This window comes from Leisingera sp. SA32, from assembly GCF_056033425.1.
In genome coordinates, this window is the sequence record NZ_JBVYHB010000003.1 from 384,336 (window position 1) to 404,690 (window position 20,355).

The 20,355-nt window shown below is 64.0% G+C and carries 16 protein-coding genes and 3 tRNA genes; 8 read left to right on the plus strand and 11 right to left on the minus strand.

Annotation, left to right across the window (positions count from 1 at the left end):
- The first annotated feature begins 112 nt into the window (after positions 1–112).
- Positions 113–352 (plus strand): Lrp/AsnC family transcriptional regulator, encoded by a 240-nt coding sequence (locus AC0IPL_RS07015; protein WP_474273093.1) that lies wholly within the window; start codon positions 113–115, stop codon positions 350–352.
- Between the two features lie 72 nt (positions 353–424).
- Here the strand turns inward: AC0IPL_RS07015 and AC0IPL_RS07020 are convergent, their stop codons facing one another.
- The 6 genes from AC0IPL_RS07020 to AC0IPL_RS07045 all read right to left on the minus strand — a co-directional run bounded on the left by AC0IPL_RS07020 (position 425) and on the right by AC0IPL_RS07045 (position 4,572).
- Positions 425–1,777: an aminotransferase gene (locus AC0IPL_RS07020; protein WP_474273094.1), complete on the minus strand. Its 1,353-nt coding sequence runs from the start codon at positions 1,775–1,777 to the stop codon at positions 425–427.
- A gap of 177 nt (positions 1,778–1,954) precedes the next feature.
- Positions 1,955–2,029 (minus strand) — tRNA-Gly (locus AC0IPL_RS07025).
- 145 nt (positions 2,030–2,174) lie between these two features.
- Positions 2,175–2,249 (minus strand) — tRNA-Gly (locus AC0IPL_RS07030).
- Positions 2,250–2,350: 101 nt separating this feature from the next.
- Positions 2,351–3,253, minus strand: a complete 903-nt coding sequence (locus AC0IPL_RS07035) for a NaeI family type II restriction endonuclease (protein ID WP_474273096.1) — start codon at positions 3,251–3,253, stop codon at positions 2,351–2,353.
- A gap of 141 nt (positions 3,254–3,394) precedes the next feature.
- Positions 3,395–4,354, minus strand: a complete 960-nt coding sequence (locus AC0IPL_RS07040) for a DNA cytosine methyltransferase (protein WP_474273098.1) — start codon at positions 4,352–4,354, stop codon at positions 3,395–3,397.
- A gap of 143 nt (positions 4,355–4,497) precedes the next feature.
- Positions 4,498–4,572, minus strand: a tRNA-Gly gene (locus tag AC0IPL_RS07045).
- A gap of 158 nt (positions 4,573–4,730) precedes the next feature.
- Between AC0IPL_RS07045 and AC0IPL_RS07050 the strand changes: the two genes are divergently transcribed.
- Entirely contained in the window at positions 4,731–4,913 is a 183-nt protein-coding gene (locus AC0IPL_RS07050) for a hypothetical protein (protein WP_474273100.1), read from the plus strand.
- 259 nt (positions 4,914–5,172) lie between these two features.
- On the opposite strand, the gene AC0IPL_RS07055 is transcribed toward AC0IPL_RS07050, so the two are convergent.
- From AC0IPL_RS07055 to AC0IPL_RS07070, 4 genes are all read right to left on the minus strand, one after another.
- A complete protein-coding gene (locus AC0IPL_RS07055; RefSeq protein ID WP_474273102.1) occupies positions 5,173–8,616 on the minus strand; it encodes a pyruvate carboxylase in 3,444 nt (1,147 codons plus the stop codon).
- A 321-nt stretch (positions 8,617–8,937) separates the two neighbouring features.
- The gene (locus tag AC0IPL_RS07060) at positions 8,938–10,086 is read right to left on the minus strand and encodes an alpha-hydroxy acid oxidase (RefSeq protein ID WP_474273104.1); all 1,149 of its coding nucleotides are present in this window, start codon (positions 10,084–10,086) and stop codon (positions 8,938–8,940) included.
- A gap of 72 nt (positions 10,087–10,158) precedes the next feature.
- A complete protein-coding gene (locus tag AC0IPL_RS07065) occupies positions 10,159–10,563 on the minus strand; it encodes a ribbon-helix-helix domain-containing protein (protein ID WP_474273106.1) in 405 nt (134 codons plus the stop codon).
- Positions 10,564–10,623: 60 nt separating this feature from the next.
- Positions 10,624–11,181, minus strand: coding sequence for a DJ-1/PfpI family protein (locus tag AC0IPL_RS07070; RefSeq protein ID WP_474273107.1), 558 nt, complete (start codon positions 11,179–11,181; stop codon positions 10,624–10,626).
- 158 nt (positions 11,182–11,339) lie between these two features.
- On the opposite strand from AC0IPL_RS07070, the gene AC0IPL_RS07075 reads away from it, so the two are divergent.
- Positions 11,340–13,688: an ATP-dependent helicase gene (locus tag AC0IPL_RS07075; RefSeq protein ID WP_474273109.1), complete on the plus strand. Its 2,349-nt coding sequence runs from the start codon at positions 11,340–11,342 to the stop codon at positions 13,686–13,688.
- Positions 13,689–14,156: 468 nt separating this feature from the next.
- On the opposite strand, the gene AC0IPL_RS07080 is transcribed toward AC0IPL_RS07075, so the two are convergent.
- A complete protein-coding gene (locus AC0IPL_RS07080) occupies positions 14,157–14,366 on the minus strand; it encodes a DUF1127 domain-containing protein (protein ID WP_474273111.1) in 210 nt (69 codons plus the stop codon).
- Positions 14,367–14,705: 339 nt separating this feature from the next.
- On the opposite strand from AC0IPL_RS07080, the gene AC0IPL_RS07085 reads away from it, so the two are divergent.
- The 5 genes from AC0IPL_RS07085 to AC0IPL_RS07105 all read left to right on the plus strand — a co-directional run bounded on the left by AC0IPL_RS07085 (position 14,706) and on the right by AC0IPL_RS07105 (position 20,348).
- Positions 14,706–15,770 carry an Mrp/NBP35 family ATP-binding protein gene (locus AC0IPL_RS07085; protein ID WP_474273113.1) on the plus strand — a complete coding sequence of 355 codons (1,065 nt, stop codon included), beginning with the start codon at positions 14,706–14,708 and terminating at the stop codon, positions 15,768–15,770.
- A 932-nt stretch (positions 15,771–16,702) separates the two neighbouring features.
- Positions 16,703–17,206: a division/cell wall cluster transcriptional repressor MraZ gene (gene mraZ, locus AC0IPL_RS07090; protein WP_474273114.1), complete on the plus strand. Its 504-nt coding sequence runs from the start codon at positions 16,703–16,705 to the stop codon at positions 17,204–17,206.
- 3 nt (positions 17,207–17,209) lie between these two features.
- The gene (gene rsmH, locus AC0IPL_RS07095) at positions 17,210–18,205 is read left to right on the plus strand and encodes a 16S rRNA (cytosine(1402)-N(4))-methyltransferase RsmH (protein ID WP_474273116.1); all 996 of its coding nucleotides are present in this window, start codon (positions 17,210–17,212) and stop codon (positions 18,203–18,205) included.
- Entirely contained in the window at positions 18,202–18,564 is a 363-nt protein-coding gene (ftsL, locus tag AC0IPL_RS07100; RefSeq protein WP_474273118.1) for a cell division protein FtsL, read from the plus strand. The genes rsmH and ftsL overlap by 4 nt, the downstream gene beginning before the upstream one ends.
- The gene (locus tag AC0IPL_RS07105) at positions 18,561–20,348 is read left to right on the plus strand and encodes a peptidoglycan D,D-transpeptidase FtsI family protein (protein ID WP_474273120.1); all 1,788 of its coding nucleotides are present in this window, start codon (positions 18,561–18,563) and stop codon (positions 20,346–20,348) included. Before ftsL ends, AC0IPL_RS07105 begins: the two co-directional genes overlap by 4 nt.
- Positions 20,349–20,355: the final 7 nt, after the last annotated feature.

Below are 20,355 nucleotides of genomic sequence, written 5' to 3' on the forward strand. Positions count from 1 at the left end.
GTGCGGCATTGTGCAAGCGCGCCAAACTGTTGCCTGCATCGCCCCTATTGCGCCGCGCCAGCCCCCATGCGAGCTTGGGCGCAAATTGCGACCACCATCAGAAGGGGCACCCATGTCCACCTGCGTCTTTGTCCAGATCCGCTGCAAGCCCGGCACCACCTACAAGGTGGCCGAGGAAATCGCGCTGCATGAAATCCACTCCGAACTGTACTCCACCAGCGGCAATTTCGACCTGCTGATGAAGCTCTACATCCCCAGCGGCGAGGATGTCGGTAAATACATCAACGACAAGCTGTTGCAGATCGAGGGCATCGAGCGCTCGCTGACCACCATGACCTACAAGGTGTTTTAGGCCGCTCAGCAGCCAGATAGCGAAAAGCAAAACGCCCCGCGCTGCGGGGCGTTTCCTGGTCTGGGGTCGGGATCAGGCGGCGATCAGCCCTTGGTCCTTCAGCTCCGTATAGGCCGCGTCAACGCCAGCTTTCATCCGTTTCAGCAACTCGTCGACCTCGTCCCGGGTGATGATGATCGGCGGGCAGAGCGCCAGCGCATTGCCGGCCACCGCGCGCAGGATCAGCCCGTTGGCCTCGCAGGCTTTCTGCGCGGCCGCGCCGGCAGCACCTTTTTCAAAGCTCGCACCGGTGGTCTTGTTCGACACCAGCTCCAGCGCCGCGATCAGCCCCTTGCCGCGCACTTCGCCCACCAGCGGATGGTCGGTGAAGATCTCGCGCAGCTGCGCCTGCATGTAGGCGCCCACCTCGGCGGCGTGGTCAAACAGGTTGTCGCGCTCGTAGATCTCCAGCGTTTTCAGCGCCGCCGCGCAGGCCGCCGGGTGGCCCGAATAGGTGTAGCCGTGACCAAACACGCCGACCTCGTTGGTCTGGTCGATCATTGCCTCATACATCCAGCCGGGAATGACCGACGCTGAGATCGGGAAATAGGCCGAGGACAGCTGCTTGGCGAATGTCATCAGGTCCGGCTTGATGCCCATGGTGGTGCAGCCAAAGTCCGCGCCGGTGCGCCCAAAGCCGCAGATCACCTCATCCGCCCAGATCAGAATGCCGTGCTTGCGCAAGAGCGTCTGCAACTTCTCATAATAGCCCTCAGGCGGCACGATCACGCCGGACGCGCCGGTGATCGGCTCGACAATCATCGCGGCGATGGTGTCGGGATCTTCGGCGAGGATCTGCTGTTCCAGATTGTTGATGATGCGGTCGACAAACTGTACTTCGGTCTCATTGCCCTGCCGACCGGTGTAATAATGCGGCGCGTCGGAGCGCAGAATGTGCAGCGCCTCCAGCGGCGCATCAAAATGCGCCAGGTTGGCGGGCAGCGAGGTCAGCGAGCCCGCCGCCACCGTCACCCCGTGGTAGCCGCGCTCGCGGGTGATGATCTTGCGCTTTTCCGGCTTGCCGATGGCGTTGAAGTAATAGCGCAGCATCTTGTAATGCGTGTCGTTGGCGTCCGAGCCGGAGTTGCCAAAGAAGATATAGGCATCCTCCACCGGCACCATCGCTTTCAGCTTCTCTGCCAGTTTCTGGATCGGCTCATGGGTCTTGCCACCGAAGGTGTGCGAAAACGGCAGCTTGTGCAGCTGTTCCGTGATCGCGTCCATCACCTCGGTATTGCTGTAGCCCAGCGAGGTGCACCACAGCCCCGCCAGCCCCTCGATGTATTTCTTACCGTCGGTGTCATAGACATAGATGCCTTCGCCGCGGTCCAGGCACAGCTGCTCTGTGGCGGTGAAATTGGTGGTGGGATAGATCACAGGGGCCATGGCCAAACTCCTTCGGTCGCGCGCCCGCATGGGCCGTTTCGCCATAGCATTGGCGCGTTTTGCAGGGCGCGTCAAAAGGAATTTGATCAAATTCGGAGGCTAGTGATCTTTCCGCCCGCGCGGCCGGCGTGTCGGACAGCAAAAAGCCGCCCCGGGGGACGGCTTTTTTGATCCAAATGGAGCGGGCGAGGCGATTCGAACGCCCGACCCTAACCTTGGCAAGGTTATGCTCTACCCCTGAGCTACGCCCGCGCTGCCATTTGGTGAGGCGGTGAATAGAAAATCGCCACCGGGACTGCAAGCGGAAAATGCACGCTGCGAGCAGAAAATCCGAGCCCGGCGGCAGGCTTGGCCAAACGCAAAAAGCCGCCCCGAGGGACGGCTTTTTTGATCCAAATGGAGCGGGCGAGGCGATTCGAACGCCCGACCCTAACCTTGGCAAGGTTATGCTCTACCCCTGAGCTACGCCCGCGCTGCCATTCGGTGAGGCCGTATCTAGGGCTTTCGGCGCGGGGCTGCAAGCGGAAAATGCCGTTGCTGCGCAAGTATCTGTGGATAAGCGCAAAACCCGCCTCAGCCGCGGGGCTGCGGCAGCTGATGGCGGGAATGTTCCAGCATGCGGGCGTGATATGGGCTGTCGACGCGACAGGAGACAAAGGCGCTGGCCGGGCAGGGGGGCAGATCCAACGCCTTGATTAGTTGCGCGTCTTTCTGGCCTTCCAGCAGCACGATCTGTTCGCGTGCGAGGATGTCGCGGGTGCCATGGCCACCATCGGCCCGGATTCGGCGCATGAAATCTTTCTGCTGCGCCACCGCCTCCACCACGTCCCGCGGAATCGGGCGGCGCTGGATCAGCCGGAACAGCTGCGCCATGCGTTCGTTGCCGGTCTCCCCGGCGAAAATCTGGCGCACGGCTGCTTCGTCTGCGGTGCGCCAAAAATTGGCCGGATAGGGCTGATCTCGCAGCAGCCACAGGATGTTGCGGAAGCCATCGGCAGAGACGCTGCGCTTGGCGTCCTTGTTCTGGCCTGCCGTCAGGTAGGCGGGCCGGGCCACGATCAGCCCTAGATAGCAGCGCGCCCGCACCTCGTCTGCGGCCACCAGAAGGCAGGCGCACTCCAGCGCCTCGGTGGGGATCATCCAGTTGCCGCCCATGGTGTGTTTGATGTCCACATCCTGCCCCAGGATCTCGGTATCCAGCCGTCCTTTGCGCAGTCTCAGCAGCGCCCGCAGCTCAATCTCCACCCGCGTGCCGATATAGGTCTTCTCGGTCTTTTCCAGCTCCTCATAGGCGCGGCGCCCGGTCTTGGGGGTCATGATCACATCGTCGATGCACTTCCTCAGCATCTGCGGCACATCGTGCTCCAACGCCAGAGCGCCGCCCGCGCGGGCGGTGATCTCCTCCGCCAGCGGTGACAGGAGGCCAAAGTCCGGATGCCCCGGAAGGACAAGGCTGTCTGGGAGTTTCTGTTTCATATCGCGTTCCGCCGGGTCGGCAGGCCGGGCAGCACCCGCCCCTTCCGTCGAACCAAAGATACGCCTTCGGCAAAACGGCAGGACGTTTCGCACCCACCCAGGGCCGGGTGCCGCCCTTGGTTCAAGAATGATGGGGACGCCTCATGCCCGCACGGCATGCAGCCTCGGCTTGGCAATCGCCGCCTTCAATTCGCGCGCCACGGCCTCGGCCACCGGCGGCGGAAAGGCGTTGCCGACCTGACGATACGCGTTGGTCTTGGCACCGGTGAAGTGCCACTCATCCGGGAAGCCCTGAATGCGCGCCACCATCCGCACTGTGAGGCGCGGCATGTCGTTGTGAAACGGGTCCGGGGCTTCATAGGCGATGGTGCGCCCTTCGACCCCCAGCGCCGCCCAAGCGCGCCGCGCCCGCGTCGGCCCCAGGTCCGGCCCGCCATGTTTCTTGGACCCGCCCACAATGGTCGGCGCGATTTCATCGGCCTTGGCGGCCCAGTCCTCGGCGCCGCGCCAGCCGCGTTCCTTCATCAGGTCCAGCAGCGTCTCACCCACCGTGCGCGGATTATGGGGCAGCGGTTCGGGCCAGTTGAACTGGCCGGTGAATTCGCGCCGCAGCGCCACGATCGCCACCCGCGGCCGCAGCTGCGGCACGCCGTAGTCCGAGGCATTCAGCAGCCGCCAGTCGGTTTCGTAGCCGAGTTTTGACAGTTGTTTCTTCAGCTTGTCGCGATAATCCGAGAAAACCGCGTCCAGAAAACCGCGCACGTTCTCGATCATCACCGCGCGGGGGCGGGTGGCGTCGACGATCTCGATCGCGTCATCGAACAGGTTGCGCTCATCCTTTTCGCCCAGCTGCTTGCCGGCTACTGAAAACGGCGGGCAGGGCAGGCCACCGGCCAGCAGGTCGATGCCCTTGTAATCGCCGGCAACGTCCTTGAACTTGCGCACGTCTTCTTCCAGCACGTTCCAGCCGGGGCGGTTGTGGCGCAGCGTGGCGCAGCAATGCTTGTCGATCTCCACCAGCGCCGTGTGGTCAAAGCCCGCCGCCTCCAGACCCAGCGCCTGACCGCCAGCACCTGCGCATAGTTCCACCGATGTCAGCATTCTGCTCCGCCCATCTGAATCTGTTCCTGCTCCGTTCCTAGGTGCAAAGATGATTCCGCACAAGGATTTCCGCCCGCGGCAGATTAGGGGCATTTGCCGGAATGCGAAAGGCCGCCCCGAAGGGCGGCCTGTTCACTGTCGAATGGAGCGGGCGAGGCGATTCGAACGCCCGACCCTAACCTTGGCAAGGTTATGCTCTACCCCTGAGCTACGCCCGCGCTGCCATTCGGTGAGCGGTGATTTAGGGCGTCCTTGCCCACGCTGCAAGAGGAAAAAACGCCCTTCGTGCCAAAAAATCCAACCGTCCCGCGACGGAACTGCGGCGGACCCGCGTTTGAGCTTGCAGAACAACGATTTCAGACAGGAGGGCGCATTCATGCCAATCAAGGATTATCTGCGCATCGGCGGGCTGGTCATCGCCATGACACTGGCGCTGGCTCTGCGTCCGGTCAGCCCCCACGGGGCGGCGCCCGCAGGTTGGGCACAGGGGTTTGAGGCAATCACCCCGGCGCAGGTCGAGATCACCACGCTGCCGCATCTGCCGCCGCGCCCGGCCTGAGGCGCGGTGATCACCAGCAGCACATCCGTGCCCCTATTCGTGACCGGCTTGTCATCGCTGGTGCGCGCAGACAGGTCGGTAACGGACCAGCGACGGGCCACAGGAGCAAAGAGCTTGGCTGCTGCCATCGGGAACCTCGATACTCAATAGACCCGCCACAGGTCTGACCCGGCTGCGGTTCGGTCAAGTCGGCAATACATAAAAAGAACGCCCCGCCGAGAGGGCGGGGCGTTGTCTGGCGCGGGCTGTGGTCTGTGGCTTATTCCAGCTCGACCAGCAGATCCTTGGCGTCGATCTGGCCGCCGGCCTGTACGTGGATGGCCTTCACCACCGCGTCGCGTTCAGCGTGGATGCCGGTTTCCATCTTCATCGCCTCGATGGTCAGCAGCATGTCGCCCTCATGCACCTGCTGGCCCGGCTGCACCGCAACGGAGGCCACAACACCCGGCATCGGCGCGCCGACATGGTTGGGGTTGCCCACCTCGGCCTTGGCGCGCTGTTCGGTCGAGGCCTTGACCAGACGGTTCGGCACCCGGATCACGCGGGGCTGGCCGTTCAACTCGAAGAATACCTTCACCTCGCCTTTCTCGTCGGTTTCGGAAATCGCTTGCAGGCGGATCTCCAGCGTCTTGCCGGGGTCGATCTCGGCGGTGATTTCGTCGCCTGGCTCCATACCGTAAAAGAAGGTCCGCGTCGGCAGGGTGCGCACCGGCCCGTACTGGCGGTGGCGGCCCATGTAATCGAGGAACACCTTGGGATACATCAGATAGCCGTTCAGGTCCTCGTCATCGATCTTGAAGCCTTCCAGCTGCTTGGAGAGATCCGCGCGGGCTGCCTCCAGGTCCACCGGTTTCAGATGCTTGCCGGGGCGCTCGCGGTTCGGCTCTTCGCCTTTCAGCACCTTCTTCACGATGCTGTCGGGGAACCCGCCCGGCGGCTGGCCCAGGTTGCCGCGCATCATGTCGACCACCGAGTCGGGGAAGGCCACGTCGGTCTGGGGATCCTCGACCTCATCGCGGGTCAGTCCCTGGCTCACCATCATCAGCGCCATGTCGCCAACCACCTTGGACGACGGCGTCACCTTCACGATGTCGCCGAACATCTGGTTCACATCCGCATAGGTCTGCGCCACGGTGCTCCATTTTTCCTCCAGCCCCAAGGAACGCGCCTGCGCCTTCAGGTTGGTGAACTGGCCGCCCGGCATCTCGTGCAGGTAAACCTCCGAGGCCGGTGCCTGAAGCCCGCTTTCAAACGCCGCATACTGCGCGCGCACCTGCTCCCAATAGGCCGAGATCTCGCGGATCTTGCCGATGTCCAGCCCGGTGTCGCGGTCGGTGTTGCGCAACCCCTCGACGATCGAGCCCAGGCACGGCTGCGAGGTGCCGCCGGAAAACGCGTCCATTGCCGCGTCCACCGCGTCAACGCCAGCATCCGCCGCCGCCAGAATGGTGGCGCCCGCAATGCCAGAGGTGTCATGGGTGTGGAAATGCACCGGCAGGCCGACTTCTTCTTTCAGCGCCTTGACCAGCTGGCGGGCGGCGGCGGGTTTCAGCAGCCCCGCCATGTCCTTCAGGCCCAGGATATGCGCGCCCGCGGCCTCCAACTCCTTGGCCATGCCGACATAGTACTTCAGGTCGTATTTGGCGCGGTTCGGGTCCAGAATATCACCGGTATAGCAGATGGTGCCTTCGCAGACCTTGCCGCTCTCGACCACTGCGTCCATCGCGACGCGCATGTTCTCGACCCAGTTCAGGCTGTCAAAGACGCGGAACACGTCGACGCCGGTCTTGGCGGCCTGCTTCACAAAGGACTGCACCACATTGTCGGGGTAGTTGGTGTAACCCACCCCGTTTGAGGCGCGCAGCAACATCTGCGTCATCAGGTTCGGCATCCGCTCGCGCAGGTCGCGCAGGCGCTGCCAAGGGCATTCCTGCAGGAAGCGGTAAGCCACATCAAAGGTCGCCCCGCCCCAGCACTCGACCGAGAACAGCTGGCTGAGGTTCTGCGCATAGGCCGGCGCCACCTTGATCATGTCGATTGAGCGCATCCGGGTCGCCAGCAGTGACTGGTGCCCGTCGCGCATAGTGGTGTCGGTCAGCAGCAGTTGACGCTGTGCCTTCATCCAGTCGGCCACCGCCTGTGCGCCTTTCTGCTCCAGCAGGTTGCGGGTGCCATAGGGCAGGTTGCCCGCCTCCGCCTTGGGCGCGCGCGGCTCCTTCAGGTCGGGCGAGGGGGCTGCGCGGCCTTCGGTCTCCGGGTGGCCGTTCACGGTGATATCCGCGATATAGGTCAGCACCTTGGTGCCGCGGTCGCGACGCTTGGCGAACTGGAACAGCTCCGGCGTCTCGTCGATGAATTTGGTGGTGTATTCATTCGACAGGAAGGTCGGGTGCTTCAGCAGGTTTTCGACAAAGGCGATGTTGGTGCTGACACCGCGCACCCGGAATTCGCGCAGGGCGCGGTCCATGCGGGCAATCGCCTTTTCCGGCGTCGGCGCCTTGGCGGTCACCTTGGTCAGCAGGCTGTCATAGTAACGGGTAATTACCCCGCCCGCATAGGCCGTGCCGCCATCCAGGCGGATGCCCATGCCGGTGGCCGAACGATAGGCGGTGATGCGACCATAGTCGGGGATGAAGTTGTTGAGCGGATCCTCCGTCGTGACCCGCGTTTGCAGTGCGTGACCGTTCAGGGTGATGTCGCTTTGCGCGGCCTTGCCGGTGGCCTCGGCCAGGGTCTTGCCCTCGGCGATCAGGATCTGCGCCTGCACGATGTCAATGCCGGTGACCTCTTCGGTGACGGTGTGTTCCACCTGCACCCGAGGGTTCACCTCGATGAAGTAGAACTTGCCGTCGTTCATATCCATCAGGAATTCGACGGTGCCCGCGCATTCATAGTTCACGTGGGCGCAGATCTTGCGACCCAGCTCGCAGATCTCGGCGCGCTGTTCCTCGCTCAGATAGGGGGCAGGGGCGCGCTCCACGACTTTCTGGTTGCGGCGCTGCACCGAACAGTCGCGCTCGAACAGGTGGTAGATCTCGCCGTGCTTGTCGCCGAGAATCTGCACCTCCACGTGGCGGGCGCGGGTGATCATCTTTTCCAGATAGCCCTCACCGTTGCCAAAGGCGGCCTCCGCCTCGCGGCGGCCCTCCAGCACCTTTTCCTCCAGCTCATCCTCGGACAGGATCGGCCGCATGCCGCGACCGCCGCCGCCCCAGCTGGCCTTCAGCATCAAGGGATAGCCGACCTCTGCCGCTTCCTTGCGGATTGCGTCCATGTCGTCGCCCAGCACCTCTGTTGCCGGGATCACGGGCACGCCGGCCTCAATGGCGACACGCCGCGCGCTGGCCTTGTCCCCCAGCGCACGCATGGTTTCCGCCTTGGGGCCGATAAAGGTGATACCGTTACGCGCGCAGGCATCCACGAAATCCGGGTTCTCCGACAGCAGGCCATACCCGGGGTGGATCGCATCGGCGCCGCTTTCCTTGGCCACGCGGATGATCTCATCGATCGAGAGATAGGCGGCCACCGGCCCCAGTCCTTCGCCAATGCGGTACGCCTCATCCGCCTTGAACCGGTGCAAGCCCAGCTTGTCCTCCTCGGCATAGACGGCGACGGTGCGCTTGCCCATCTCATTGGCTGCGCGCATCACGCGGATCGCGATTTCGCCACGGTTGGCAATCAGGATCTTTTTGAAGTCGGTCATTTCACCCTCGGGGTCCGTGCAAGTTGCAGAATTGTTAGGCGGAGAATAACCGATCCGACAACCGTAGTTCTGGGTAGAACCGGCATGATTGCGCTCTCAAACGGCCTGATGTTTCCTGTCCGATGCGCAATGCGACGATCGGCTGCAAAAACATGGCGCTGCGGAGTGTTACCGCAAACATGCATAAACAACGGGCTTTTCCGGTATTCTCTGCCGATTTTGTAACTATCGTGTGTCTCCGCGGTGCAGCATGGCTTAGCTGCGATGCGGCATTTTGGCGCAATGCAGATGGGTCTTTCCATAAAGTTCGCCATCAGGGAGTCATTGCGCAAGATTGTGTCGCCTGACCTTGCTGATCGCTGCCAGATCCGGCATTCCCAGCTGCGCCATATTGGCCTCCAGGTCGCGGCGCAGCATGTCGATCAAATGCGCCGGTCCGCCCGCGCCAAGGGCCGCCAGCGCATAGTGAAAGCCGCGCCCGAGCATTACAAAATCCGCCCCCAATGCCAGCGCCCGCAGGATGTCCAGCCCGCCTTCAATGCCGCTGTCAAAGATGACCGGCACGTCCACTGCGGCGCGGATGGCGGGCAGCATGTCGATGGCGGCCGGGCAGCCATCAAACTGTCGGCCCGCATGGTTCGACACCCAGACCGCATCCGCCCCCGCATCCTCCAGCCGTGCGGCATCTTCGGCCCGCAAGACACCCTTGATGACCAGCGGCCCGTCCCAATGCCGCCGCAGCCAGCGCACATAGTCCCAGTCGGGCGAGGTGCGCAGCAGATATCCCACATGCGCGGTCGACGACAGGCTGCCGCTGGCGCCGTCTATGTATTTGTCCAGCGTGCGCATATGCGGCATGCCCTGCCGCGCCATGCCCATGGCCCAGGCGGGCCGCGTCGCAACCTGCGCCAGCAATCGCGGGGTCAGGCGTGGCGGTTGGGTCAGGCCCGAGCGCACCTGCCGCTCCCGGCGCGAGGCGGTCGGCACGTCCACCGTCAGCACCAGCACCTTGAAACCCGCATCGCGGGCGCGCGCCAGCATATCGGCGCGGATGCCCTCATCCTTGGGCGGATACAGCTGGAACCAGCCCTGCGCCCCCAGATGCGGGGCCAGATCTTCGGGCGACTGACTGGCCACGGTGGACAGGCAATAGGGGATGCTCGCGGCGGCGGCACTGCGGGCCAGGATGCCCTCGGCGTCGGGCCAGACCAGCCCGGACATGCCCACGGGGGCCACCCCAAAGGGCAGGGGCAGCGCCTCGCCGAACAAGGTGGCGGACAGATCCGGCGTCAACGGCCCGTGCAGGATCGAGGGCACAAGCCCCACGCGGTCCAACCCGGCGCGGTTGCGCGCCTGCGTGGTCTCGCGCCCGGTGGCACTGTCCAGATACTCCCACACGAACCGCGGCAGGCGGCCGCGGGCACGGTGTTTCAGATCATCCAGTCCGGGGTAGCGCTGATGCAAATCCATGCGCACAAGGTGCCGCCGGTCCGGCGCCGCTGTCCAGCGCAAAAGTGATGGTGACATCAGGGGCTTGGCGGCTCAGTTCACCCGGCGCGGCGGCTTGGTTGGGGCCGGTGCGGCGTGTCGGTCTGCGGCGGCGCGTGCGGCGCGTTCGCGGGCCAGAATGCCCGGCGCATCCGCGCCCGCCAGCGGCGTGGCGGCATCGCGCGCCACCTCGCCGCGGCTGGCCAGCGCCAGATAGCGCCCGCAGCACACCCGCAGGAAAGAGGTGAAATTGCCCAGATCGTGATCCGCATCTATGCTCTCGTAATACAGCCGGGCAATCAGCTGGTTCACCGTCATCGCATCACGTGCGGCGATTTCTTCCAAGATCTCCCAGAAGAACCGCTCGACCCGGATCGAGGTCGCCATGCCGTCGATGCGCAAGGATTTGGTGCGGCTCTCCCACAGCTCTGGGTCGGCGCCGATGAACAATTCACACATGGGTTCTCCCCGTTGGGCGGTAATTGCCCCGCCAGCCAGGCAGGCGGGGCAGGGCGCGGATTACAGCAGCGCCATGAACTGGCGCAGCCAGGCCGGGTGCGCAGGCCAGGCCGGTGCGGTGACCAGGTTGCCATCGGTCACCGCCTCTGTCACCTCGATATCGGCAAAGGTGCCACCCGCCGCCGTCACCTCGGGCGCGCAGGCCGGATAGGCCGAGCAGCGCCGCCCCTCCAGCGCACCGGCCGCCGCCAACAGCTGCGCGCCATGGCAGATCGCCGCCACCGGTTTGTCGGTCTCAAAGAAGTGCCGCACCAGCGCCAGCACATCCTCGTTCAGGCGCAGATATTCCGGCGCGCGCCCGCCCGGCACCACCAGCGCGTCATATTTCGCCGGATCGACCGCGGCGAAATCCGCGTTCAGCGCAAAATTATGGCCGGGTTTCTCGCTGTAGGTCTGATCTCCCTCGAAATCATGGATTGCCGTTTTCAACGTCTCCCCCGCCGCCTTGCCGGGGCAGACCGCATCCACCTCGTGGCCGCAGGCCAGCAGGGTCTGGAACGGAACCATGGTCTCATAGTCCTCGGTGTAGTCTCCGGTAATCATCAATACGCGTGCCATCTTGATCCTCCTCTGCAATTGGCAGGGAATTGGCTAGCACCCCGATCGCCTGCCGGGGTATTAGGCGGATACTACATCGGCGCGCTTGCGCGGAAATGGCGGAACAGACTGTGAACGTCCTCTTTCCGCCGGGCCTGAATCACGCTAGGATCACGGGTATGAGCAGTTTTGACGAAATGGACGCCTTTGAGGGCGCATCGCTGTCGGCCCGAGCCATGCAGGCGCGGCCGATGCCCTATCTCGACAGCCTCAACCCCGCGCAGCGCGAGGCGGTGGAATGTCTGGATGGCCCGGTTCTGATGCTGGCAGGGGCCGGCACCGGCAAGACCAAGGCGCTGACCACCCGCATCGTGCACCTTCTCAGCACCGGCCGGGCGCGGCCCAATGAAATCCTGTCGGTGACCTTCACCAACAAGGCCGCCCGCGAGATGAAGGAACGGGTGGGCGGCATGCTCGGCCAGGCGGTTGAGGGCATGCCCTGGATGGGCACCTTCCACTCCATCTGCGTCAAGCAGCTGCGTCGCCACGCGGAACTGGTGGGGCTGAAATCGAACTTCACCATTCTGGACACCGACGACCAGATCCGCCTGTTGAAACAGCTGATCAAAGCTGCCGATATCGACGACAAACGCTGGCCCGCGCGAATGCTGGCGGGGATCATCGACGACTGGAAAAACCGCGCCCTGACGCCGGATCGCGTGCCTTCCGCCGATGCCGGTGCCTACAACAACCGTGGTATTGAATTTTACGCCCAGTATCAGACGCGCCTGCGCGAGCTGAACGCGGTGGATTTTGGCGACCTCCTGCTGCACATGGTGACGATATTCCAGAACCATGCGGACGTGCTGGAGCAATACCAGCGCTGGTTCCGCTACATCATGGTGGACGAGTATCAGGATACCAACGTCGCCCAGTACCTCTGGCTGCGGCTGCTGGCCGGCGCGCATAAAAACGTCTGCTGCGTCGGAGATGACGACCAGTCGATCTATGGCTGGCGTGGGGCTGAGGTTGGCAACATCCTGCGGTTCGAGAAGGACTTCCCCGGTGCCATGGTGGTGCGGCTGGAACAGAACTACCGCTCCACCGGCCATATCCTCGGCGCCGCCGCGGGTGTCATACGCGGCAACCAGGGCCGTCTGGGCAAGGAGCTGTGGACCGATGCGGGCGACGGCGAAAAGGTCCGCCTGATCGGCCATTGGGACGGCGAGGAAGAAGCCCGCTGGATCGGTGAAGAGATCGAGGCGATGCAGCGCGGCACCCGTGGCCTGTCGCCCATCGGCCTCAACAGCATGGCGATTCTGGTCCGTGCCTCGCATCAGATGCGCGCGTTTGAAGACCGGTTTCTCACCATCGGCTTGCCGTACCGTGTGATCGGCGGCCCGCGCTTCTATGAACGGCTCGAAATCCGCGACGCCATGGCGTACTTCCGCATCGTGACCACGCCCGAGGACGATCTGGCGTTTGAGCGTATCGTCAACACCCCCAAACGCGGGCTTGGCGACAAGGCACAGCAGACCATCCAGATCATCGCCCGCGAAAACGGCGTCTCGCTGGTCGAAGGCGCGCGGCTCGCGGTTGAAAATGGCCAGATCAAGGGCAAGGGCGCAGGAAAGCTGCGCGAGCTGGTCGAGGGCATCGCCCGCTGGGGGCGCATGGCCGGTGATGCGGACATCACCCATATGGAGCTGGCCGAGATCATCCTGGACGAGTCGGGCTACACCGCCCACTGGCAGAACGACAAGAACCCGGATTCGCCGGGCCGTCTTGAAAACCTCAAGGAACTGGTCAAGGCGCTGGAAAACTTCGAAAACCTTCAGGGCTTCCTTGAGCACGTCAGCCTCGTGATGGACAACGACAAGCAGGACGCGGATGAAAAGGTCTCGATCATGACCCTGCACGCCGCCAAGGGGCTGGAGTTTCCCGCCGTGTTCCTGCCGGGCTGGGAGGACGGTCTGTTTCCCTCGCAGCGCTCGATGGATGAAAGCGGCCAGAAGGGGCTCGAGGAGGAGCGCCGCCTGGCCTATGTCGGCATCACCCGCGCGGAGCAGATCTGCACGATTTCCTTTGCCGGCAATCGCCGGGTGTTCGGCCAGTGGCAGTCGCAGCTGCCCTCGCGGTTCATCGACGAACTGCCCGAGGACCACGTCGAGGTGCTCACCGGCAGCGGCTATGGTGCTGGCGCGGCGGGGGCGTCGGACTATGGCGTGCGCTCCACCATCGAAGACAAGATGGCGCAGGCCGACGGATACAACTCGCCGGGCTGGAAGCGCTTGCAGGCGCGGTCTGGCCAGCGCGGGTTGAGCCAGCCGAAGGAAAGCCGCCACCCGGTGATCGACCTCACCGCCACCTCCAGCTTTACCCTGGGGGAGCGGGTCTTCCACCAGAAATTCGGCTACGGCGCGATTCTCGGTATCGAAGGCGACAAGCTCGAGGTTGAGTTCGAAAAGGCGGGCGCCAAAAAGGTTGTGGCCAAGTTCCTGTCCGCAGCTGACGACATTCCGTTCTGACCGGCCCGTTCTGACCGGCGCCTCAGTCTGCCGCGACCCGTCCGCGACCTGCCCATGGCATGGGGTGGATGGCATGGGGGTGGGTTGCGCGGGATCCGGGCGCGACCAATTGACGATCCGATTGCGACTGCACGGTGGCCCGGAGGCAACTGGTCCTTATCCTGATCTGAAGACATTGCCCCGGGCTAGCCGGGGGGATCGGATCGCTTTGCGATCCGATCCGTGCGCGGCAGAGGAGGTTTTCAGCGCGTGGCGCTTTGATGGGGGGAATACAAAAACGGCGGCGCCCAGGGAGGAGGAGGGGGCACCGCCGTTCTGTCATACACCGGGAAAAAGGGAGGAGGAGATCCCGGTGATCCAAGCCCGGCTATCGGCCGGTATAGGGTGCGGTGACATCAGGGAGGAGGAGGATGCCACCGCGTAGTACAGGCTCCTTCAAGGGAGGAGGAGAAAAGAGCCTGATCTCTGTTATTCGTTTTCGTACGCCGCCTGATAGGCGATGCGCTTGATTTCGGAGCGATGCAGACCCAGGTCCGCCAGCTCGCGGCCGGTCAGCTCCGACAATTCGTTGACGGTCTGGCGATACAGGCGATACCGGGCAACCTTGGCCATCAGGTCGTCCAGAACGGCAAAAGGCGACGCCAGTTTCACTGCGGTGATCTGTTGTACTGCTGCCATCTGTTCGGGTCCTTCGTCTTGCCATCCGGCCGTTTCATCCTGCGCCCCAGTGGCGCCTCTTGTGATACAATTTATGGATATGCTGCGGATGCACAATCCCGCATCTGGTCAATGCTGCTATGCAGCAAGTGCATGGGTCGTGGCGACTATCGTTATGATAGTGCCGGTTTTTTTGGCAATCCTTTGGCGCGCGCTGCAATTTCGCCCGGCTGCCCTGCGCCTGTTGCATGGCCCTGCCGTCTGCGCTTGACACAAATTCCGGGCCTCAGGCGGGCGGCGGGTTTCATCGGGGGAAACAGCCGCATATATATGTGCCGAACAAGAAGCAGGAGAGCAGCCATGGCGGTCACGCAGGAACAGGTTCACGCAGCGCTGGAACGGCTGCAACTGCCGGGCGGTGGCACGCTGGTGTCGCGCGACATGCTGCGCGCCCTGCGCATTGAGGGCGGCAAGGTCAGCTTTGTGATCGAAGCCCCGAACCCCGACGTTGCCAAACAGATGGAGCCTCTGCGCCGCGCTGCCGAAGCGGCGGTGGCGGAGCTGGCGGGTGTCAGCAGCGTCTCGGTTGCGCTGACCGCCCATGCCCCGCAACAGCCCGCGCCCAGCCTCAAGGTGGGCGGCCATCCCAAACCGCAAGCCGAACCGCTGAAACCCGCGGGCGTGCAGCGCATCTTGGCGGTGGCGTCGGGCAAGGGCGGGGTGGGGAAATCCACCGTCTCCTCCAACCTTGCGGTGGCGCTGGCCAAGCAGGGGCGCAAGGTCGGCCTGCTGGATGCCGACATCTACGGCCCCTCGCAGCCGCGCATGATGGGTGCCAAGGGCCGGCCGGCCAGCCCTGATGGCAAGATCATCGAACCGCTGCACGCCCATGGCGTCACCCTGATGTCGATCGGCTTCATGCTGGAGGAGGGCAAGGCGGTGGTCTGGCGCGGCCCTATGCTGATGGGCGCGTTGCAGCAGATGCTGGGGCAGGTGAACTGGGGCGAGCTGGACGTGCTGATCGTCGATCTGCCGCCGGGCACGGGCGACGTGCAGCTGACGCTTTGCACCAAGGCCGAGATTTCCGGCGCCATCGTGGTCTCCACCCCGCAGGATGTGGCGCTGCTGGATGCGCGCAAGGCGATGGACATGTTCAAGACACTGAAGACCCCGGTGCTGGGTTTGATCGAGAACATGTCCTTCTTTACCTGTCCTGACTGTGGCGGCGAGCATCACATCTTTGGTCACGGCGGTGTCGCCGCTGAGGCCGAGGCGCTGGGTCTGCCGCTTCTGGGGGCGCTGCCGATCGACCTGGACACGCGGCTGGCTGGTGATGGCGGCACGCCGATTGCCGCCGGGGACGGGCCGATGGCGCAGGCCTATGCCCGCATTGCCGAGGGGCTGGTGAAGGGCGGCATGGCCTGATCTGTCCGCAACGCGCGCTTTGAGCAACGACAGACCGTCTCGCGACCCGCCCCGACCGGCGGGTCGTTTCTCGTTTGCGGTGCAAGTGCGGCGCGCTGGAAGGTCGGCCGGGCACCGCAGATGGGCACAGGTGGGATCGCCTGCCCCAGTGTGGGCGGCACTTTGGCCGCATGGCCCTGCCGCCTGTGGCGGCATGGGCGGTGTGGGGCAGCGTGGGATCGCAGGGAAACCATGGGACCGCTGGCAAGCCATGGGACCGCCCGGAAACCGTGGCATTGAGCGGGCATCCTGGCCGTGTTGGGAAATCATGGGCGGCATGGGAAAGCATGGCCCAAACCGGGGCGGTGCTCCCTTGCAGTAGCGAATCACTCGGTGGAAAACCCGCCCAAGGCGTGATTTCTGCCCGAAACGAGCCGCGTGCCTAGAACATTACGGGAACGGGTGCCGTTACTTGGTTTCGACTTCGGGAATCGCGGGAAACTATGGGAAAAAAACTTTGCCTGCAATCTGGATCTATATCCGGTGTTATCCGTGGGTATTGCGACTATATGTGACACATACGGCCCTAAACAGTACAGATTCTCAGCCGAATCTCAGCAGCAACTGCGCAGAGTCCAGAGGGAAACGGCAAAAAACAGTTGCGGGGCCATCAATTCCCATAGTATCCCTAATTCATCGGCGGAAACGAGGGACGGGGCGCCAAACGACCCCAGACCACAAAAATAAAAGCAGGTTTCATACAGGCCTTCGCTTTCCACGAAAACAGAGATCCGGCGCGCGGGCGAGCAGACATCCCCCCAGGTGGCGCGCGCAGTCGGACATCCCGCTCAGCGGGCCAAGGTGGCGGGTTGATCAGTGGCAGCAGATCAGCCCGCCCCTTTTCATTCTGGGGGACGGATCCACGCGAGGGACGCGCGAAAAGGGACGGTAGATTGGGCCGCAGGTTCAGAGGCGAAAGCCACCACAAGGTGGACAGCAAGGGGCGGGTGTCAATCCCGGCCTCTTTTCGCCGTGTGCTGGAGGCCTCCGACCCCAACTGGCAGCCCGACCGCAACCCGGAACTGGTGATCGTCTACGGTGACCAGAGACGAAACTACCTGGAATGTTATACAATAGAGGCGATCGAGGAAGTCGACGCCAAGATCGACCGGCTGCCGCGCGGCTCGATGCAGCGCAAGATGCTGCAACGAATGTTCCACGGCCAGTCCTTTCCGACCAATGTGGATGAGACCGGTCGTCTGGTGCTACCTGCCAAGCTGCGCCAGAAGATCGATCTTGAAGGCGAGGCCTTTTTCATCGCGGCTGGCGACACCTTCCAGATCTGGAAACCCGAAACCTACGAGGCGGAGGAGCTGGCCCAGACCGAGAAATGGATGGAGGAGCTGCCAGAGGACTTCGATCCGATGCAATTCCTTGATGGCGACGGAGACGTATAAGACATGACCCAGGACCAGACTGCTGCCAATGGTCCCCATATTCCGGTTCTGCTGCGCCCCCTGCTTCAGGCGGTTGCGCCGGTGTCCGGGCGCTGGCTGGACGGCACCTTCGGGGCTGGCGGCTACAGCCGCGGCCTGCTGGAGGCCGGTGCGGATCAGGTGATCGGCGTGGACCGCGACCCGCTGGCGTTTGATCTCGCGAAACCTTGGGCAGGGGAGTATGGCGACCGGCTGATCCTGCAACCGGGTGTGTTCTCGCGCATGGATGAATACGCGCAGGACCTGGACGGCGTGGTGCTGGACCTCGGCGTCTCCTCGATGCAGCTGGACTTGGCCGAGCGCGGCTTTTCCTTCATGAAGGACGGTCCCCTCGACATGCGCATGTCGCAGTCCGGCCCCTCCGCCGCCGATCTGGTGGCCGAGCTGAGCGAGGCGCAGATCGCCGACATCCTGTTCCACTACGGCGAAGAGCGCGCCAGCCGCCGCATCGCCAAGGCCATCGTGCGCGAGCGCGCGATCGAACCCATCACCACCACCCTGCGGCTGGCCAAGATCATCGAGAGCTGCCTGCCGCGCCCCAAGCCGAACCAGTCGCATCCGGCCACCCGCAGCTTTCAGGGGCTGCGCATTGCGGTGAACGCCGAATATGAGGAACTGTTCGAGGGGCTCCTGGCCGCCGAACGCGCGCTGAAGCCCGGCGGGCTGCTGGCCGTTGTGACCTTCCACTCGGTTGAGGACCGCATGGTCAAACGGTTCTTCCAGCACCGCGCGGGCAAGACCGGTCGCGCCAACCGCTACGCGCCGGAGCAGGCAGAGACCCCATCGCAATTCGAACTGGTGACGCGCAAGGCCGTCGGCCCCGACGATCAGGAGCTGGCCGAGAACCCGCGCAGCCGCAGCGCCCGTCTGCGGGTGGGCCGTCGCACCGCGGCGGAACCGGGTCCGATCACCGCCAAGGAACTGGGCATGCCACAGCTGAAGGAGGCCAGCAGCCGATGAAATCCCTGCTTTATGCCGCCACCTGCCTGACCGTGCTGGCGCTGGCCTTCTGGGCCTACCGCGAGAATTACGCCACCCAGCAGGTGCTGAAGGAAACCCGTGCGCTGCAACAACAGATCGGCGCTGCCAAGGTGCGACTGGGCGTGTTGCGGGCCGAATGGGCCTATCTCAACCGGCCAGAGCGGCTGCGGGACCTGGCCGATCTCAACTTCGACCGTCTCGGCCTGTTGCCGCTGCGTCCGGATCAGTTCGGTCGTGTCGATGAGGTCTCCTACCCGGTGTTGCCGGAGCTGGACATTACCAACGGCATAGAAGTCTCGGGCCTGAATGCCGATCACACCGCAGGAGACCGCCCATGATCCGCACACCGCTGCGCCCGCTGGCCCGAATTCTGCATGCCCGTGCAGTGGGGGAAAACCCGGACCGGATCGAACAGGAAAACATCACCCTGCGTCATCAGGAAATGCAGGTGCAGGCCCGGCAACGCTCTGAGGGGCGGCTGTTGGTGATGGGGGCGCTGTTTGTCTTTGCCTTTGCCACCATCGGCGCCCGCATGGGGATCACCGCGCTGTCGGAACCGGCAGAGCCGGTCGCCAGCGTGCCCGGTAGCGCCATCGCCATGCAGCGTGCCGACATCGTCGACCGCCATGGCCGCCTGTTGGCGACCAACTTTGAAACCCATTCGCTCTATGCCCAGCCGCCACAGATGATCGACCCGATCGGCGCCGCGGACAAGCTGGTCCAGATCTTTCCCGATCTGGAGCGCGACAAGCTGATTGAGGATTTCACCGGCAAGCGCAAGTTTCTGTGGATAAAAAAGAAAATCAGTCCTGAGCAGCAGCAGGCGGTGCATGACATCGGCGATCCCGGCCTGCTGTTCGGCCCCCGCGAGATGCGGCTGTACCCCAATGGCAGCCTGGCCGCCCATGTGCTGGGCGGGGCCGGGTTCGGCAAGGAAGGCGTCAATGCCGCCGAGGTGATTGGTGTTGCCGGGGTGGAAAAACAATTCGACACCTACCTGCGCGATCCGGCCAATGGCGGCAAACCGTTGCAGCTGTCGCTGGACCTGACCGTGCAGGCCGCCTCCGAACGGGTGCTGTATGGCGGCATGAAGCTGATGAACGCCAAGGGGGCCACCTCGATCCTGATGGATGTGCACACCGGCGAGGTGATCTCGGTGGTGTCGCTGCCGGATTTTGATCCCAACGACCGGCCGCGGCCGCCGACGTCGGGCTTCGACCCTTCGGTCAGCCCGCTGTTCAATCGCGCGGTGCAGGGCGTGTATGAACTGGGTTCGACCTTCAAGATCTTCACCGCCGCGCAAGCGGTGGATCTGGGGCTGGCGAATTCCGAGACCCTGATCGACGCGTCCGGGCCGATGCGCATCGGCCGCTTTCCGATCGGCGAGTTCAATGGCAAGAACTTTGGTGAGCTGAGCCTGGCAGACGTGATCGTCAACAGCTCCAACCGCGGCACCGGCCGTCTGGCGCTTCAGATCGGTGCGCTGCGCCAGCAGGATTTCCTGCGTGCGCTCGGCATGTTCGAACCCACCCCGATCGAGATCGCCGAGGCCGCCGGTGGTCAGCCGCTGATGCCGCGCAAATGGGGCGATCTCAGCACCGTTACCATCTCTTATGGCCACGGGCTGTCGACCAGCCCGATGCATCTGGCGGCGGGCTATGCGGCGATTGCCAATGGCGGACGCTATGTCAAACCGACGATCCTGCGTCAGCCGACGCCGCAGCAGGGGCCGCGGGTGATGTCGGAGGAGGCCGCGCGCCAGTCCCGCGACATGCTGCGCGAGGTGGTCACCAGCGGCACCGCCTCCTTTGGCGAGGTGCCCGGCTATCAGGTGGGCGGCAAGACCGGCACCGCCGACAAGCCCAAGCCCCAGGGCGGCTATTACGAAGACAAGGTGATCGCCACCTTCGCCGCGATGTTCCCGGCGCATGACCCGAAATACGTGCTGGTGGTGACGCTGGATGAGCCGGAGGTGATCGCCCACGGCAAGCAGCGCCGCACCGCGGGCTGGACGGCGACACCGGTGGCAGCAGAGATGATCGGCCGCATCGCGCCCTTGCTGGGGCTGCGGCCGCAAGTTGAACCCATCGAGATGGCTGGTATAACCCTCACCTCGAACTGAACCTGGG